The sequence below is a fragment of the Mesorhizobium sp. WSM4819 genome, from assembly GCF_055811215.1.
Genome location: NZ_JBVVQO010000042.1, coordinates 38547 through 55369 on the forward strand (window position 1 = coordinate 38547; position 16823 = coordinate 55369).

A 16823-nucleotide genomic window follows, 5' to 3' on the forward strand; every position below is an offset into this window, starting at 1 on the left:
TCCCGAGCGCTGATTTGATCGGGCGTGGAACAATCCACGCCCGATTGATTTGGCCGCCAGGATTGCGCTTATCTCAGGCAGGCGGCCTTGCCGCCACCGTGCTGCCTACAGGCGAAGGCGGCGGCGCTGCTGTCGGCGTGGGATGGCCGCGCGGGCGCGGCACCCTGATCGCTCATGGCCGGCTTGAAGCGGCGAGCGCGGGATAGTCGGTATAGCCAGCGGAGCCGCCGCCATAGAGCGTCGCCTGATCGAACACGGCCAGCGGCGCGCGCGTCTGCAGCCGTTCCACAAGGTCGGGATTGGCGATGAACGGTCGCCCGAAGGCGAACAGGTCCGCCTTGCCGTCGGCGAGCCGCGACGCGGCGAGTTCGAGGTCATAGCCGTTATTGGCGATATAGGTGTTGTTGAAGCGCCGGCGCAGCGATCCGAAGTCGAACGGCGCGACATCGCGCGATCCGCCCGTGGCGCCCTCGACGACATGGATGTAGACGATGCCCAAAGCATCGAGTTGATCGACGATATAGTCAAACTGTGCCTGGGGGGCGCAGCTCGAGACGCCGTTGGCGGGCGAGACGGGCGAAATCCGGATGGCGGTGCGGTCAGCGCCGATCTCCTCGACCACCGCAGTCGCAACCTCCAGCATCAGCCGGGCGCGGTTCTCGACCGATCCGCCATAAGCATCCGTGCGGAGGTTCGCGCCGTCCTTGGCGAACTGGTCCAGCAGATAGCCGTTGGCGCCGTGAATCTCGACGCCATCGAAGCCGGCCTCGATGGCGTTCGCAGCTGCTTTGCGGAAATCCTCCACGATGCCCGGCAATTCATCCAGTTCGAGTGCGCGGGGCTCCGAAACGTCGACAAAGCCGTTGCCGACGAAGGTCTTGGTCGCGGCCCGGATCGCCGAGGGCGCGACAGGCGCGGCGCCGTTCTCCTGCAGGTCGACGTGCGAGACGCGACCGACATGCCAGAGCTGCAGGAAAATCCGCCCGCCCTTGGCGTGCACGGCGTCGGTGACCTTGCGCCAGCCGCCGATCTGAGCCTGGGAGTAGATGCCGGGCGTGTCCTGGTAACCCTGTCCCTGCTGCGAGATCTGCGTGGCCTCGGAAATCAGTAGGCCGGCCGACGCGCGCTGGCCGTAATACTGCGCGGCGAGATCGCCTGGAACGAAACCCGGGCCGGCGCGATTGCGCGTCAGGGGCGCCATGACGATACGATTGGAGAGGGTCAGCGAGCCGAGAGTATAGGGCTCAAACAGCGTTGTGCTCGTCATGGATCACCTTTGTTTGTCCCCGCCGCGGCGGGTCGTTTATCGAAACGGGTTCGTTGATGCTCAGGCGACCGTGCGGTACCGCTCGGCGGGATGTTCGTTCCGATAGTTCGGAAGCATGGCCTGGCGTGCGGCCTGAAGCGCGTCCCACTGCCCGGCATCGGGTAGCGGCGGGATGGTCACCAGTTCGCGGCGGTCGAAGCCGACCAGCGCCGCATCCACCAGATCGTCGACCTCCATCACGTTGGAAAGCGTGTTGACGTCGGCCCCAACATGTCCCCAGATCTCCGTTCGCGTCGTGGCGGGAAGCACGGCCTGGACGTAGACGCCCTTCGGCGCGAGCTCGAGGCTGAGTCCTTGCGACAGAAACAGCACGAAGGCTTTGGTTGCGCCGTAGACCGTCATACCGAACTCCGGCGCCAGGCCGACCACCGAGCCGATGTTGACGATCGCCCCTTCGCCGGCCGCCGCAAGACGCGGGGCGATGGCGCTGGCTAGCCGCAGAAGCGCGGTGGTGTTGAGCGCAACCAGCCGCGCGACGTCATCGGTGCTCTGCTCGATGAAGCTTCCGCCGATGGCCGTTCCGGCATTGTTGACGAGGATCCCGATGCGGGCGTCGTCGCGCAGCCTCGTCTCTACCGTTGCAAGCTCGGCAGGCTGCGTAAGATCAGCCTGGATGATGTCGATCGCCACGCCATCTTCTTGACGCAGACGGGCGGCCAGAACCTCCATTCGTGCCGTGTCACGGGCAACCAGCACAAGGTCGTGCCCGCGGCGCGCGAAGCGCTCGGCATAGGCGGCTCCGATGCCGGTGGAGGCGCCGGTTATGAGGACTGACGGAATGGTCATGGCATTGCTCTTTTCGCTGATGGACTCTATATTCATGACGATCATCATGATTGCATTGTAAATATGATGCCCATCATGTAAATGTCAACGGCGCCGGCGGAGAATTTTGAAATGAAGGTCAGTCGAGAACAGATGGCGGAGAACCGCCGCCGAATTCTGGATGTTGCCAGCCGGCTGTTTCGCGACAAGGGGTTCGACGCGGTCAGCGTGGCGGAGGTGATGAAAGCCGCCGGGTTCACCCATGGCGGCTTCTATGGCCATTTCAGCTCGAAGGACGACCTGATCGCCCAAACCCTTGCCCATGTCCTCGCCGCGGACTCAAGCGGAGGGGGCGACCTTCGCGCCTATGTGGATGACTATCTTTCGCCCCGGCATCGCGACAATGCCGCCGGTGGTTGCCCGACAGCGGGCCTTGTTGCGGACATCCGCCATCAGACCCCGGCTGCCCGCTCGGCCATGACCGAAGGCCTTCGCTCGCAGATCGACCATATCGGCAAGACGCTGCCGGAGTTGGATCCGGCAGACAGACGCCGCACAGCGATCGGATGCTGGGCAGCGATGGTGGGGGCAGTGATCCTCGCCCGGGCTATCGACGATCCTGCGCTTTCGGATGAAGTTCTGGAACAGACGCGTGCCTGGATCGATACCGGGATCAGCCAGGTGTCTGCCAGATAGCCGCCAGGAGCGCCCTTGAGCAATGCGGCTACCGGCGGTGGGTGGGCGGCAAGCTTGGAGACTATCGCGCCGCAGCGCGCATCAGCGGAGTTCGCGGACGGCTAAGGGGGCAGCGAGCGAGATTTCTGAACGCCTTGCCCGGCAAAAGCCACTATTGCCGCTATGTCAGGCAGGCATGACGCTCACCGGCACCGCCAATCAACCATCCCTAGAACCCCGCCCTGACGAAACGCGCCCGACGCCAAACAGGCGAATGCTGCTTAGAGCTGCCGGCCTTGCCGCGCTGGCCGGGCTTGCCGCTTGTGCCACTGTGCTGCCCACCGGCGAAGGCGCCGGGGTCTCCGCCTCCGCCGTCGGCACGCTGGCGGGCATCCGCGCCTCAGCCGGCCTCGAACCGCTTGTCCCCGACCGTCAGCTCGAACAGGCAGCCCTGCAGCAGTCCGGCTATATGGCGCGCGGCGGCCGCATGACCCACTCGACCGGCTGGGGCAAGGGATTTGCTTTGCGCGTCAAGGGCAACGGCATTGCCGGTGCTGCCGCCGAAAACATCGCCGAGGGCCGTTTCGATCAGCAGAAGCTGTTCGACATCTGGATGCATTCGGCCGGCCACCGCCGCAACATGCTCGACCCGCGCTTCACCCGCTTCGGCCTGGCCTATGTGCGGGACGGCCGCGACAGCTCGCGGCGTTACTGGAGCCTTGTCCTGGGCAAATAGCAACGCGGGCACAGGGCAATCCGCGCTGGCGGCAATGCCGCCTTGGCTGAGGAGATCATGGTCGACCCGTCAATCCATGGGTTCGCCACTGAGCATTTTCTCGATGTCGGGGGCCGAAACCGGCTCGCTGAAATGATAGCCCTGCATTTCATCGCAGTTGTTTTTGCGCAGGAAGGCCACCTGATCGTCCGTCTCGACGCCCTCGGCGATGACCCTCAGATTCAGATTTTGACCCAATGATATTACGGCGCTGGCGACAGCCTGGTCGTTTTCGTCAGCAGCGATATCGTTGATGAACGATTTGTCGATTTTCAGCCGCGCCACTGGAAAGGTCTTGAGCGCACTGAGGCTGGAGTAGCCTGTTCCGAAATCGTCGATCGAGATCTGAACGCCCAGGTTTTGCAGCTGATTCATCGTTGCGACCGCCAGGTCGATATCCTGCATGATCAGGCTTTCGGTCACCTCCAGCTCGAGATATCTGGCCTCCAGACCGCTGACTTTCAGGGCATCGGCGACACGGCCGATCAGGTTCTTTTCCCTGAATTGCCGCGTCGACACATTCACGCAGACGGTCATCGGCGGCAGGCCGGCATCCTGCCATGCCTTGTTCTGCCGACAGGCCTCGTGCAGGACCCAATCGCCGATCGGCACGATCAGACTTGTCTCCTCGGCCGTCGGAATGAAGGCGTTCGGTGCCATCATGCCGCGCGTCGGATGATTCCAGCGAAGCAACGCTTCGACGGCAAAGACGTGGCCCGACCGAAGGTCGACCTGAGGCTGATAAAACAGCGTGAATTCCGAACGGGCCAGGGCGTTACGCAAGTCCTCCTGAAGCACGAATTTCTCATGCGCTCTGGTGTTGAATTCGGGAGCGTAGAACTGGAAATTGTCGCGGCCGAATTCCTTGGCGCGATACATGGCCGCATCGGCATTGGCCAGCAGCGTGTCGGGGTTGGTCCCATCCTTGGGGTAGCTGGCGATGCCGATACTGGCCGTCGCCCTCAGCCGATGTGCTCCGAGCTGAACCGGCTCTGCAATCGCCGCCCGAATTGCTTGCAGGGTCTCGGAGATGAGATCGACATTCGTCGGTTGATCGAACAGAACGACGACGAATTCGTCGCCACCAAGCCGCACGACCGTATCGGTCGCCCTTACGCGCTCGACGATACGGCCGGCTACGGTCTTCAACAGCTCGTCCCCGGCATTGTGGCCAAGCGTGTCATTGACGAGTTTGAAATTGTCCAGATCGATGAACACCACCGTCACCCAGCGATCGTATCGCTGCGCGTAGAGGATCGCCTGCGAAAGCCGGTCCTCAAGCAGAGCGCGATTGGGCAGTCCGGTCAGCACATCATGGTTGGCCATGAAGTGGATCCGATCTTCGGCCAGCTTGCGCTCGATGGCGATCCCGGCAATACGCGTCGTGAAATCGATGAGCCGGGTCTCGGCCGCGGTCGGCTCGCGCACGGTCGTCGAGTACATGGCAAAGGCGCCCAGCACAGCGCCCTGGTGCGACAGGATCGGGGTCGACCAGCACGAACGGTAGCCATAGGCCGCCGCCAATTCGCAGTGATCGTGCCAAAGCGGGTCGTGCATGATGTCCGCGACAATGACCGGCTCGCGCCGGTAGGCAGCGGTTCCGCAGGATCCCATTTTGGGGCCGACGGCGATCCCGTCGATGGCGCTTGTATAGGCCTTTGCCAAGCTCGGCGCGGCGCCGTGCCGCAAGTGGCTGCCATCCTTGTCGAGCAACAGGACGGAACCGAATATCCCCGTCAACTGAGACTCGGCGAGGCGCATGAGGCAGTCGAGCACATCTTCGAGCGGGGCGCTCGTCGCGATCATTTCCAGTATCTGCGCCTGCCCGTCTCGAAGGGTGTCCGCTTGCTTGCGGGCGGTGATGTCGTGGGCGATGCCGACCAGACCGAAGACATCGTTTTGAACATTGCGCAACGGCACCTTCGTCGACGAAAACCATTTGCCGGCGCCTGACGCATCGACAACGAACTCTTCCTCATCGATCATCGGCTGTCCGCTGCGCAGCACGCCTTGCTCGATGGCGCGAAACTTCTGCGCAAGCTCGGGGGCATGAAGATCGGAATCGGTCAAACCGATCATGTCACTGGTTTTGGCCTTGCCGCTGTCGGAAGCAATGGCCCTGTTGGCGACGACGAAGCGGCTTTCGGTGTCCTTCACCCACAGGTAGTCGGGCACCCAGTCGATCAGCGTTTGCAGCGAGATGCGCTCGTCGACGATCAGGCGATTGGCGGTGAGCTCCGTTATGTCCTCATGCGTGGCCACCCATCCGCCGTCAGGCATCGGCTGGTGGCAGATCTGAATTGTCCGGCCGTCGGTGAGATTGGCGGTCCAGTTTCTCAAAGTCGTGCCCGAATTGACCGCCCGGGCAAATGCGAGATAGGCGTCGCTGGCCATCGCGGATGTCCCGGCAGCGATGCGGCGTTCGACGATTTCGCCCAGCGTCCGGCCGGGACGCAAGTGTTCGGGTGCGATGCGGTAAATTTCCGCATAGCGGCGGTTGCACAGGATCAGCCGTTCAGCGGCGTCGAAAAAGCAGATGCCTTGCGAGATGTTGTCGATCGCCGTCTCGAATCGCAGCGCCTGCTGCTCAAGTGTTGCGATCGTAGCCCTGAGTTCGCGCTCGAGCGTCTCGTACGAGGAGCCCGCCAGTTTGGCCAGCGTGGCAAGCTCGGTCGGTTCGGGCGCTTGGGCGGCTTGCCTCGATGGTTTCGTGACCAAACACAGTTCCTCCGGTTCGGCGCGCCTGGCGCAAAGCAATGAAAGCTCGCTGCAAGCTAAGCGACCGCATAGTGGTCCAGATATACTAATGGCAGGTGAACCGGGTCGATGCCGACCGGTGGCATGGCGCAGTTCTTGCCTTCTCCCCTTGTGGGGAAGGTGGATCGGCGCGCAGCGCCGAGACGGTTGAGGGATGCTGGCCGGAGTGCTGTCGGTTCCAAGCTGGAGCACCCCTCATCCGGCCGCTTCGCGGCCACCTTCTCCCACAACAAGCAGGGCTGTCCGGGGAAAGTTTTGAGTGAATCGAAATGCCACATGTGCATGCCCCGTAAAACGGGGTTTGTCCGTCTTCTCTCTGGTTGTCGAGACTCAGAAAAGGAACGGGGCATGCGCTTTGCACCTAGCATCTTCGGGCAGCTTCTTGAACCCATCGATCGGCGTCAATTCCAAGCAATTGTGGATCACCACGACGGGGATGCGTACGACAAATCGTTCAGAAGCTGGGATCATCTGGTGGCGCTGATCTATGCCCAGTTCTGCGGCAGCAGCAGCTTGCGTGGCCTGGAAGCCGGCTGGAACGCCAACAGCCAGCATCATTATCACCTGGGCAGCGGTCCGTTGATACGTTCGACCTTGTCGGATGCCAACCGACGGCGTCCGGTCGCCATCTTTGCCGAGGCGTTCGGTCTGGTGGCGAACCTGCTCGACAGGCAAACGCGGCGCGAGGGCGAAGCAATGCTGCGGCTGATCGACTCGACCCCCGTTCCGCTCGGCAAACTGTGCGATTGGGCCAAGTCGAATGGGCGCATCCGCGGCATGAAGGTGCATGTCGTCTATGACCCGAAGACCGACAGTCCGCGCGTCCTCGACATCACCGACGCCAACGTCAACGACGCCCAGGTCGGTCGCCAGATCACGATCGAAGCTGGAGCGACCTACGTGTTCGACAAGGGCTACTGCCATTATGGCTGGTGGACGGCGATCGCCGAAGCCGGATCGATCTTCGTGACGCGGCCCAAATCCAACATGGGGCTGGCGCTGGTGCGCGATCGCCCTGTAGCCGAGCCGCAGGGCGACGGCTTCCTGGTTGTGGAAGACAGTGAGGTAAGCCTGGTCAGCAAGGGCGTTTGCAAGCTGCCGATGCGGCTGCGTCGCCTGCGCGTTCAGCGCGAAGAGGGCGACACCATCACGCTTTTGACCAACGATCTGGAGCGCTCCGCCGTCGAGATTGGACAGCTCTACGAAGGCCGCTGGCAAATCGAGCTTCTGTTCCGCTGGATCAAGCAGCACCTCAAGATCCGCAAGTTCCTCGGCAACAGCAGCAATGCAATCCGCCTGCAACTCTTTGCCGCAATGATCGCCTTTGCACTGCTGCGCATTATCGCGCGCACCCGCCGCGTCACTATTCCAATCTTGAGGTTCACAGAACTGGTCGCTCAATACTTGTTCGGGCGGCGGAAAATGCACACCATCGAGAAGCCGCCACCGGTCAATCCAAGCCGCCCAAGGGACCGAGCGTCTCCCAATCAGATGGCCTTCGTATATGAATAACTTTCCCCGGACAGCCCTGCACAACAAGGGGAGAAGGGGGAGCCAATCTCGTGCAGGCCCCATCGCAGAAGATCGCCGATCCTGCCGGTGAAATCTCGGCAGGCGGTTCGGCCCGCTGCGCCGGTCCCAGAGGTCAGTCCATAGGCGCGGCGGGTGCAGCCGCTGAAGCCTTCTGCGGCTTGCGCAGCAGGAAGACCAGCGGGAAAGCCACCAGCGTCACCGCCATCATCAGCTTGAAGTCGTTGATGTAGGAGATCATCAGCGACTGCTGGTTGACCAGTCCGTCGATCTGCGACAGCGCCGCCGGATCGCCGCCCGCCGCCGCCGGCGAGGCCGCCCACAGGTTGGGGTTGAACGGATTGATATAGGCCGAGAGCTCGGCGTGGTTGATCTGCGTGTTGCGCACCAGCATGACCGAAACGATCGAGATGCCGATCGACGAGCCGATGTTGCGCACCAGGGAAAACAGCGCCGTAGCGTCGGTGCGGAAGCGCACATCGAGCGTGGCAAAGGCAATGGTGGAGAGCGGCACGAAGACCAGGCCCAGCCCGAGGCCCTGAATGACGCCCGAGGTCAGGATTAGCCAGTTGTCCATCTGCGGCGAGAAGCCCGACATCGTGTAAAGCGACTGCGCCGTAAGCCCCAGTCCGATCATCACCAGCAGCCTGGCATCGATCCTGTGCATGATGCGCCCGACGACGAGCATCGAGATCATCGTGCCGACGCCGCGCGGCGCCATCACCACGCCGGTGGTGATGGTCGGGTAGCCGAAGATCGTCGACAGCATCGGCGGCAGCAGCGCCAGGCTGGCCAGAAGGATGACGCCGATGATGAAAATGAAGACCAGTCCGGTCGCGAAATTGCGGTCCAGGAATATCTTCGGGTCGATGAACGGGTTTTCGGCGCTCAGCAGATGAATGGTGAACATCCAGAAACCTGAAATGGCGAGGCCAAGCTCGATCCAGATCTCGGCCGAGGAGAACCAGTCGGCATCGCCGCCACGGTCGAGCATGAGCTGCAGCGCGCCGACGCCGAGCGAGAGCATGGCAAAGCCGAAGAAATCGAAGCCGCGCACGCGTCTGGCGATGTTCGGCAGGTAGGCGGCCATGCCGAGAAAGGCGATGATGCCAATCGGCAGGTTGATGAAGAACACCCAGCGCCAGTTGAAGCTCTCGGTCAGCCAGCCACCCAGCGTCGGGCCGATGATCGGCCCGACCATGATGCCGGCGCCCCAGATCGCCATCGCCTGGCCGTGGCGTTCCTTCGGGTTGATGTCGAGCAGGAAGGTCTGCGACAGCGGCACGATCGCCGCGCCGAACACGCCCTGCATCAGGCGGAACAGCACCATGGTCTCCAGGCTCCATGCCACGCCGCATAGCATGGAGAAGACGACGAAGCCGACCACCGCCGTCAGGAACAGCTCCTTGCGCCCGAAGCGGTCGGCCAGCCAGCCGGTCACCGGCGTCATGATGGCGGCGGCAACGATGTAGGAGGTCAGCACCCAGTTGATGGTGTCGGCCGACGCGCCAAGGTCGCCGACCATCGACGGCAGAGCGACATTGGCGATGGTGGTGTCGAGCACCTGCATGACTGTCGCCAGCATGATCGCAATGGTGATCAGGCCGCGATGCGGCACTTCGCGAAAGGCTTCTGGCGTGCTCATGACGTTGAGGCGTCTATTGCGCTTCACCCGCCGCGGCGTGGCCGAAGATGCTCGGAAGCCCGCGGGAAACGCCGGTGTCCACCGTGACGGTCGCGCTCATGCCGGTGCGCAGCGCCATCCTGGCGTCGGCATCGGCCAGCTGCAGGCGCACCGGAATGCGCTGGGTGACCTTGACCCAGTTGCCGGTGGCGTTCTGGGCGGGCAACAGCGAGAACTCGGCTCCAGTGCCAGCGCCGATCGCCTTGACGGTGGCTTCGAACGTCCGGCCCGGGTAGGTGTCGACCACGATTTCAGCCGTCTGGCCGGGCTTCATATTGGTGAGCTGGGTTTCCTTGAAATTGGCATCGATCCAGGTATCGCCGGTCTCGACCAGCGAAAACAGCGGCGTACCCGAGCCGACATACTGGCCGACCTTGAACGAGGCAGCCTGGCTGATGATGCCGTCGGCCGGCGCCCTCACCGTGGTCTGCGCCAAATCGTAGGCAGCCTTGTCGCGCGTGGCGAGCGCCGCCATCACGGTCGGATGCCTGTCGGTCTCGATATCGGGATTGCCGCCAAGGCCCGCCTTGGCGCTGAGGATGCCCTGTTCGGCCACGGCCAATTGCTGCTTGGCCTTGTCGAGATCGTTCCTGGCCTCGTCCAGCGACGACTCGGCGTTGATGCCCTTGCGGGCCAGGTCGGCGGCCCGGTCGTATTGCGACTGCGCATAGTCGACCTGGCTGGCGTCCGACTTCTCCTGCGCTTCCGCCTGGCTATAGGCCGCACGCAGCTGCTCGACATTGAGGCGCGCGCCGGCCACCGCCGCGTCAGCTTGGGCCAATGCGATCCGGTAAGGCTCGGCATCGATGGCGAACAGCACGTCGCCCTGCTTGACGGACTGGTTGTCGAAAATGTCGACTTGGACGATGCGGCCGGCCGTATCGGCGGCGATCGTGACCTTGGCCTGCTGCAGATTGGCGTTCTCGGTCTCCTGGTAACGGCCGCCGGTCACCCAGACGTAGCTGCCGCCGGCGATCAGCGCCACCGGGAGCGCCGACATCAAAAGCATGCGGCCGGCACGGCGCTTCTTCTTCGGCGCCACCGGCGCCGGCGCTAGCTGCGGAGCGGCCGTAACCGGAGTTGCCGCCGGCTGCGCGGGAGCTTCCAACTCCAGCTTGGTCGCATTCTCATCTACCTTGGCTACCGCGTTCATGCTGCTGCGCCTTCTGCACTCTCGACTTTTTCGCCACTCTCGACATTTTCGCCCGGCGCCGGCTCGCCGTCCGCCAGGTTCCTGGTCATCGTCTCCAGTGCCTTGATCAGGACGCGACGATCTTGCGGCGACACGCCGGCCAGCGATTCTTCATAGACTTCGCCAGCAAGGCTCTTGATCTCAGCGTAGGCCTGGCTCGCCTTGGCGGTCGGGAAGATCATGCGGACGCGGCGGTCGGCGGCATCGGCGCGGCGCTCGATCCAGCCGCCCTCCTCCATGCGGTCGACCAGGCGCGACACGCTGATCGGCTCGATCTCGAGAAGCTCGGCGAGCCGGGCCTGGGTGATGCCTTCTTCCTTGGCGACGCGGACCATCAGCCGCCATTGCGCCGAGGAAAGGCCGAGCCCGCTGGCGCGCGCCTCGAAGCGCTTGCGCATCAGGCGCTGCACGTCGTGGATCAAAAAACCCAATCTGTCGATGCCGTCGGAAACCATGAGCGGCATATATTATAAGCGTGCTCACTATTCAAGACGCGGCATTGTGCCAGAAGCCGGCAAGTGTGCATGGCAGCCCATCATGAACGATTGCGAATGAGCATGGTGACCACGAAGAAAGCGCCGACCGAACTGGTGATGATGCCGATCGGCAGTTCCTGCGGCGGCAGCAGCGTGCGCGCCAGAAGATCGCTTGCCAGCAGCAGCATCGCTCCGAAGAGGGCACAGCTTGCAATCAGGCGCAGATGCAACGGGCCTGCCAGGGGCCGGGACAGATGCGGGATCATCAGCCCGACGAAACCGATGACACCTGCGACCGAGACCAGGATCGCCGTCGAGAAGGCAGCGACGAGAAACGCCGTCCTGCGCATCCGCACAACCGGCACGCCGAGGCTTTCGGCAGCATTCTCGCCGGCCAGGAAGGCGTCGAGCTTGCGATGGTTCCACAGGCCATAAGCAAGAATGGTGCACGCGCCAAGAGCAGCCAGCCCGACATTGTCCCATCGCGCCAGGCCGAGCCCGCCCATCGTCCAGAACAAAACCGAGTGAGCGGCGCGCTGGTCTCCGGCGAAGACGAGATAGTTGGTCAAGGCGATGAACATGAACGAGACGGCAAGCCCGGCCAGTATCAGCCGTTCGGGGCCTTGCCCCCTCACCCGCGAAACCAGCAAAAGCACGATGCCGGCGGCCAATATGCCGCCGGTGAAGGCGGCAACCGGCAACGTCCAGATGCCGAAACGGTCGCCAAAAATGGTGATGACGGAAACAGCACCCGCCGCCGCACCGGAGGAAAGGCCGAACAGGAACGGATCGGCGAGGTCGTTTCGGGTTACCGTCTGCAGCAGCGCGCCGATGACGCCCAGCCCGGCGCCGACACAGATCGCCATGATGGTGCGCGGCAGCCTGAGATCGACGACAATCTTGGCAATTGGGATCTTGGCGACCGGGATATTGCCGACTGAGCCGGGCACGAGGTCTCCATCCAGCCCGGCCGCATGTCCGAGCGCAGCAACCACGTCGCTCAACGCTATGACTGTCGATCCATAGGCGATCGACAGCAGAGCAAGAGCGGCGATTGCTGCCGCTCCTGCTGCCATGGCCAATTCGAACGCCCTGTGGCGCAAACTCAGAAGGCTTCCGGGTGCATCGCGCTGGCGATCTTGCCGATCGCCTCGATGTTGGCGGGTCCGGGCGTCAGCTCGGCATAGCGCAGCGCGACGAAGCGCTCATTCCGGACCGCGTCGGTCTCCTTCATTGCCGGATGGACTTTGAGGAAGTCGAGCAGTTTCCTGTAACCGCCGCCGTCCTGATAGTCGAGCAGGATCAGGAACTGCGGATTGCGGGAAGCGACCGTTTCCCAGTCCGTGTTGCCCCAGCTCGTCTGCATGTCGGCCATGATGTTGTCGCCGCCGGCAGCGGCGATCATGGCGCTGGGGATCGCGAACTTGCCTGATGTGAAGGGTTTGTCTTCGCCGGAGTCGTAGAGAAACACCCGCGTCCGCTCGCGGTCGCCGACCTTTGCCGTGATATCGGCGAGTTGCGCTTTCCAGCCTGAAACGAGTTTTTCCGCCCTGGCTTGCTTGCCGAAAATCCTGCCCAGCTTTTCAATGTCGCCGTAGAGCAGGTCCATCGAGGCGGCGGGGCGGTTGTTGTCGAGATGGACGCAGCTTTCCGTCAGCACCAGCGTCTTGACGCCGTGCGGCGCCAGCGTATCTGGCGTTACCTCGCCGCCCGGCTTCATGCCGTAATACCAGCCGGCGAGGAAGAAATCGGGCTCGACCGCGACCAGGTTTTCGAGCGTCGGGTATTTCGGTGCGAGTTCCGGAATGGCGCCCTGCCCGGCCTTGAATTCCGGACCGACCTTGTACCATCCGGTGATGCCGGTCAGACCGACGATCGACGGTTGCAGCCCCAGCGCGAAGGCCATCTCGGCCATGTTCATATCCTGGATGACGGCGCGCTTCGGCGCGGCGTCGAACGTCAGCGGTGTGCCGCAGCTGTCGACTGTTACCGGGAAAGCGAAGGCGGCCTGGGCAAGCACCAGAGAGGCAAAAGAGAGTGCGAGGCGTTTCACGGATGTTGCTCCTTGGTTAGATCAGAAGAGGCACGGTTCGGGACTTCGAACACCGTGAGTTCGCGGTCTTCGGTGGGATGGCGCAGCCGAAGCACCTCGACGCCGAAAATCTCGCGGATCAACTGCTTGGTCAGCGCCTCGCGCGGACCGGCGAGTGCCTGCAGGCGGGCCTCGTTCATCACCGCGACGCTGGTGGCAAATGGCGTGACCAGCGACAGATCATGCAGCACCGCCACGACGGTCATGCCAAACTGCGATACAAGTTCGAGAAGTTCGCTGCGGGCGCGCGGATCGAGATGATTGGTCGGTTCATCGAGGAACAGGATTTTCGGCTCCTGGGCGACGGCGCGCGCCAGCTGGGCGCGTTGCCGCTCACCACCCGATAGCGAGCCGATCGTGCGGCCGAGCAGCGGCAGCAGGCCGGTTCTGCGAAGCGCTTCGACGACGATGTCGCGTTGCTCGCTCCTGCGTCGCAAGCCGGCATGCGGGACTCGCCCAAGTCCGACGTAGTCGATCACGGCAAGCCGCGGATCGGGCTGATCGGTCTGGCCGACGACCGCCATGTGCAGCGCCCGCTCGGCGGCCGGAAATGTCTCCAGCCGGCGTCCGGAAAATCTCACATCTCCCGCGCTCGGCCGCAGCGTGCCACATAGCATGCGCAGCAGCGTCGTCTTGCCGGCGCCGTTGGGGCCGATGATGGCGAGGCGGTCTCCCGCCGCGACCGAAAGGCTGACCGCACTGACCAGGCGCTGGCCATTCGCCGTGGCGCTCAGTTCACGCGCTTCAAGAAGAGGCTGGCAGGCGTCCAACTTACCGTCACTTTCTCAATGGCGACGGAAGGAAGCTGGACCGGCCGACAAGAACCGATGTCCACGTCTCCTCCCGGCACACCCCGTCCGGTCAACTCTGCGATGGCAGGTCTCCTGGCTCGCGGGTCCTTGCGCCATCCTGCCTTCCCAGCCTTGCCGGCCAGTGGCATTTCGGATTTTGCTCGCCGCTTACAGTTGCGGGGGCAGCCACGGCCTCGATCCGACGATCTCACCGTGTTCCCTTTTCACCCCTCGCCTTTCGGCTTGGGGACCATCAGTCAGCCACCCTAGTTTTCCGCCAATCCCAGCGCAATAAGTTTCCGGGGTTCGGAGTGCCCCGCGAGCAATGGTCTTGTCAGAACGAGCATACCGAATCTCGTAATGTAATAACGTTACTACCTAAGGACAACGCCTGCTCCCGTCAAGCCCTTCGCCCAACGCCTCCGACTTGCCGACCAGCGTCGCATTGCGCGGTGCGCAATTTCGATCAAACTGCCTCCATCAGGACGCGGCACTATGAGCCGGCCAAATGCACAGTCCCACAGCAAGGAGCCGTATGAACCCGACCGAGAAAGCGCTGTGGTTCGTCGAAAGCCATCTGCCGGAATCCATCTCGCTCGACGATGTCGCCAACAGCAGCGGCGTGTCGCGCTTTCACGTGACGCGGGCTTTCGGCGCGGCGACCGGCCGTTCGGTGATGGGCTACCTGCGTTCTCGCCGCCTGACCGAGGCGGCGCGCAGGCTCGCCGCCGGCGCACCGGACATTCTCTCGGTCGCGCTCGACGCCGGCTATGCCTCGCATGAGGCTTTCACCCGCGCCTTCCGCGACCAGTTCGGCACCACGCCGGAACTGGTGCGCGCGCAAGGCTCGCTCAAAAACCTCGATCTCGTGGAGCCGATCCTGATGGACCAGTCCTTCCTCACCAATCTCGAGCCGCCGCGTTTTGAGACCAGCCGGCCGTTCCTCATCGCCGGTCTTGGCGAGCGCTACAGTTGCGAAACCAGCGCCGGCATCCCGATGCAGTGGCAAAGGTTCGGCCCCTATGTCGGCAACATTCCAGGCGAGGTCGGCGACGTCGCCTATGGCGTCTGCGTCAACGGCGACGATGCAGGCAATTTCGACTATATCGCCGGCGTCGAGGTGTCCGATTTTTCGGACCTGCCGAAGGAGTTTTCGCGCGTGCGCGTGCCGGCGCAGAAGTACGCCGTGTTCGCCCATCGTGACCACATCTCGACCATCCGCCGCACGGTCAACACGATCTGGAACAAATGGCTGCCGGCCTCCGGGCACAAGATTGCCGACGCGCCCGAATTCGAGCGCTACGGCCCCGAATTCGATCCGCGCATCGGCAATGGCGGGCTGGAAATCTGGATACCGGTCAAAGGGTGAGGAAGGGCCAGTTTTCAACTTGTGTTGGATGCTAGTGTCGAGGCACTCCGCCTTATCTTGCCCTCTCCCCTTGTCCCACAAGGGGAGAGGGGAAAGACGCTACAACTCCAGGTTCCAGTTCTGGCCGACCAGATCCTTGCCGAAGGCGTGGTGGCGCTGCTGATTGGCCAGTTTGAACCCGGCCGCCTCGTAGATGCGGCGCGCTGCAGTCAGCACGTCGTTGGTCCACAGCGTCAATGTCTTGTAGCCCTTGGCACGGGCAAAGCCGATGCATTCCTCGACCAGCCGCCTGCCGATGCCGAGACCGCGCGCCGAGGGCTCGACATAGAGCAGGCGCAGCTTCGCCACCGCGTCCGACTGGCGCACGACGAAGACCGAGCCGACGACTTCGCCTTCCCGCTCGGCGATCCAGCTGCGTTCCCATTTCGGATCGTAGGATTTGACGAAAGCGCCGAGGATTTCAGCGACCAGCGCCTCATAAGTTTCGTCCCAGCCATATTCCTGCGCGTAGAGCAGGCCCTGGCGATGGATGATCCAGCCGATGTCGCCGACCTGCACAGACCGCAGCATGTAAGGGACCTTGGGCTCTGCACTCTCGCCCAGCAGGCGCTGCACCGTCTGCATCGCCTTGACCAGCCTGTCCTGTTCCGGTGCGGAAAGCCGCTCGAGCAGGGCCGCGACCTGATCGTGCGAACCCTGGTTCAGCGGCGCGAACGCCGCTCTTCCCGCCGGCGTCAGCGCGATCGACGAGCGCCGAGCATCGGCTTGCGTCGCCACGCGCTCGACCAGGCCACGCTCCTCGAACTTTTTCAGCAACCGGCTGAGATAGCCGGGGTCGAGACCGAGATCGCGCGCAAGATCGGTGGCGGTCAGGCCATCGCGATGCGCCAGTTCATAGAGCACCCGGGCCTCGGTCAGCGAGAAGGCGCTTTTCAGCAGCCCTTCGTCGAGCAACCCGATCTGGCGGGTGTAGAAGCGGTTGAAGCCCCGCATAGCATCGATCCGCTCCCTGCCGGGTTGATGATGAATCGTCATGGCATCCTCTTGCCCGCACAAGATCAACTATTTAGTTGACTCAGTCAAGTATCAGTTCGAAAGCAGGCTGCGGCTGTCGATCAGCTCACTCAGCGCCTTGACTCTCGCCAGCCACCGGCTTATCTCACCGCCACGTTAGCACTCGCCATTGGTGAGTGCCAAGCGTAGGTCCGGCGCCGCCGGGCTTATAGGTTTGTCCGGCGCCGCCGGACGGAGGAACTGTTCTCACCATTCTCACCGAGGAATAAAAAATGGCAAAGTCGAAGTTCCGCCCGCTTCATGACCGCGTGGTCGTACGCCGGGTTGAATCCGAATCCAAGACTGCCGGCGGGATCATCATCCCCGACACGGCGAA

14 protein-coding genes, 1 pseudogene and 1 riboswitch are annotated in these 16823 nt (G+C 63.2%); of the genes and pseudogenes, 5 read left to right on the forward strand and 10 right to left on the reverse strand.

The genetic code is table 11. The features are described 5' to 3' along the window. Positions 1-172 precede the first annotated feature (172 nt). Positions 173-1267, reverse strand: coding sequence for an alkene reductase (locus tag AC0L18_RS27645; protein WP_473495034.1), 1095 nt, complete (start codon positions 1265-1267; stop codon positions 173-175). 60 nt (positions 1268-1327) lie between these two features. Next, entirely contained in the window at positions 1328-2149 is an 822-nt protein-coding gene (locus AC0L18_RS27650) for an SDR family NAD(P)-dependent oxidoreductase (RefSeq protein ID WP_473495035.1), read from the reverse strand. Positions 2150-2224: 75 nt separating this feature from the next. Between AC0L18_RS27650 and AC0L18_RS27655 the strand changes: the two genes are divergently transcribed. Next, positions 2225-2788 carry a TetR/AcrR family transcriptional regulator gene (locus AC0L18_RS27655; RefSeq protein ID WP_091590887.1) on the forward strand — a complete coding sequence of 188 codons (564 nt, stop codon included), beginning with the start codon at positions 2225-2227 and terminating at the stop codon, positions 2786-2788. 253 nt (positions 2789-3041) lie between these two features. Further along, positions 3042-3503 (forward strand): CAP domain-containing protein, encoded by a 462-nt coding sequence (locus AC0L18_RS27660; RefSeq protein ID WP_245269160.1) that lies wholly within the window; start codon positions 3042-3044, stop codon positions 3501-3503. A 69-nt stretch (positions 3504-3572) separates the two neighbouring features. Here the strand turns inward: AC0L18_RS27660 and AC0L18_RS27665 are convergent, their stop codons facing one another. Further along, positions 3573-6260: an EAL domain-containing protein gene (locus AC0L18_RS27665; protein WP_473495036.1), complete on the reverse strand. Its 2688-nt coding sequence runs from the start codon at positions 6258-6260 to the stop codon at positions 3573-3575. 387 nt (positions 6261-6647) lie between these two features. On the opposite strand from AC0L18_RS27665, the gene AC0L18_RS27670 reads away from it, so the two are divergent. Continuing rightward, on the forward strand, positions 6648-7811 hold the full coding sequence (locus AC0L18_RS27670; protein WP_473495044.1) for an IS4 family transposase: 1164 nt from the start codon (positions 6648-6650) through the stop codon (positions 7809-7811). A gap of 133 nt (positions 7812-7944) precedes the next feature. On the opposite strand, the gene AC0L18_RS27675 is transcribed toward AC0L18_RS27670, so the two are convergent. The 6 genes from AC0L18_RS27675 to AC0L18_RS27700 form a co-directional block, all read right to left on the reverse strand. Then, complete coding sequence (locus AC0L18_RS27675) at positions 7945-9474, reverse strand: DHA2 family efflux MFS transporter permease subunit (RefSeq protein WP_473495037.1); 1530 nt, start codon at positions 9472-9474, stop codon at positions 7945-7947. A 13-nt stretch (positions 9475-9487) separates the two neighbouring features. After that, a complete protein-coding gene (locus AC0L18_RS27680; RefSeq protein WP_473495038.1) occupies positions 9488-10666 on the reverse strand; it encodes an HlyD family secretion protein in 1179 nt (392 codons plus the stop codon). Then, positions 10663-11160 (reverse strand): MarR family winged helix-turn-helix transcriptional regulator, encoded by a 498-nt coding sequence (locus AC0L18_RS27685; protein WP_473495045.1) that lies wholly within the window; start codon positions 11158-11160, stop codon positions 10663-10665. The genes AC0L18_RS27680 and AC0L18_RS27685 overlap by 4 nt, the downstream gene beginning before the upstream one ends. A gap of 80 nt (positions 11161-11240) precedes the next feature. Beyond that, the gene (locus tag AC0L18_RS27690; protein WP_473495039.1) at positions 11241-12257 is read right to left on the reverse strand and encodes a FecCD family ABC transporter permease; all 1017 of its coding nucleotides are present in this window, start codon (positions 12255-12257) and stop codon (positions 11241-11243) included. Between the two features lie 29 nt (positions 12258-12286). Next, positions 12287-13234, reverse strand: coding sequence for an ABC transporter substrate-binding protein (locus AC0L18_RS27695; protein WP_473495040.1), 948 nt, complete (start codon positions 13232-13234; stop codon positions 12287-12289). After that, positions 13231-14043: an ABC transporter ATP-binding protein gene (locus AC0L18_RS27700; RefSeq protein ID WP_473495041.1), complete on the reverse strand. Its 813-nt coding sequence runs from the start codon at positions 14041-14043 to the stop codon at positions 13231-13233. The genes AC0L18_RS27695 and AC0L18_RS27700 overlap by 4 nt, the downstream gene beginning before the upstream one ends. An 87-nt stretch (positions 14044-14130) precedes the next feature. After that, a riboswitch (cobalamin riboswitch) is annotated at positions 14131-14334 on the reverse strand. Positions 14335-14599: 265 nt separating this feature from the next. On the opposite strand from AC0L18_RS27700, the gene AC0L18_RS27705 reads away from it, so the two are divergent. After that, the gene (locus tag AC0L18_RS27705) at positions 14600-15433 is read left to right on the forward strand and encodes an AraC family transcriptional regulator (protein WP_473495042.1); all 834 of its coding nucleotides are present in this window, start codon (positions 14600-14602) and stop codon (positions 15431-15433) included. A 99-nt stretch (positions 15434-15532) separates the two neighbouring features. Here the strand turns inward: AC0L18_RS27705 and AC0L18_RS27710 are convergent, their stop codons facing one another. Beyond that, a complete protein-coding gene (locus AC0L18_RS27710; protein WP_473495043.1) occupies positions 15533-16468 on the reverse strand; it encodes a bifunctional helix-turn-helix transcriptional regulator/GNAT family N-acetyltransferase in 936 nt (311 codons plus the stop codon). Between the two features lie 251 nt (positions 16469-16719). On the opposite strand from AC0L18_RS27710, the pseudogene AC0L18_RS27715 reads away from it, so the two are divergent. Next, positions 16720-16823 (forward strand): annotated as a pseudogene (locus tag AC0L18_RS27715) (co-chaperone GroES); the annotation flags it as partial.

Coding starts and splice junctions, on each gene's coding strand:
- AC0L18_RS27685 (WP_473495045.1), bottom strand. CDS start 11,160: ATGGTTTCCGACGGCATCGACAGATTGGGTTTTTTGATCCACGACGTG.
- AC0L18_RS27710 (WP_473495043.1), bottom strand. CDS start 16,468: ATGACGATTCATCATCAACCCGGCAGGGAGCGGATCGATGCTATGCGG.
- AC0L18_RS27655 (WP_091590887.1), top strand. CDS start 2,225: ATGAAGGTCAGTCGAGAACAGATGGCGGAGAACCGCCGCCGAATTCTG.
- AC0L18_RS27645 (WP_473495034.1), bottom strand. CDS start 1,267: ATGACGAGCACAACGCTGTTTGAGCCCTATACTCTCGGCTCGCTGACC.
- AC0L18_RS27670 (WP_473495044.1), top strand. CDS start 6,648: ATGCGCTTTGCACCTAGCATCTTCGGGCAGCTTCTTGAACCCATCGAT.
- AC0L18_RS27650 (WP_473495035.1), bottom strand. CDS start 2,149: ATGAATATAGAGTCCATCAGCGAAAAGAGCAATGCCATGACCATTCCG.
- AC0L18_RS27675 (WP_473495037.1), bottom strand. CDS start 9,474: ATGAGCACGCCAGAAGCCTTTCGCGAAGTGCCGCATCGCGGCCTGATC.
- AC0L18_RS27660 (WP_245269160.1), top strand. CDS start 3,042: ATGCTGCTTAGAGCTGCCGGCCTTGCCGCGCTGGCCGGGCTTGCCGCT.
- AC0L18_RS27705 (WP_473495042.1), top strand. CDS start 14,600: ATGAACCCGACCGAGAAAGCGCTGTGGTTCGTCGAAAGCCATCTGCCG.
- AC0L18_RS27690 (WP_473495039.1), bottom strand. CDS start 12,257: ATGGCAGCAGGAGCGGCAGCAATCGCCGCTCTTGCTCTGCTGTCGATC.
- AC0L18_RS27680 (WP_473495038.1), bottom strand. CDS start 10,666: ATGAACGCGGTAGCCAAGGTAGATGAGAATGCGACCAAGCTGGAGTTG.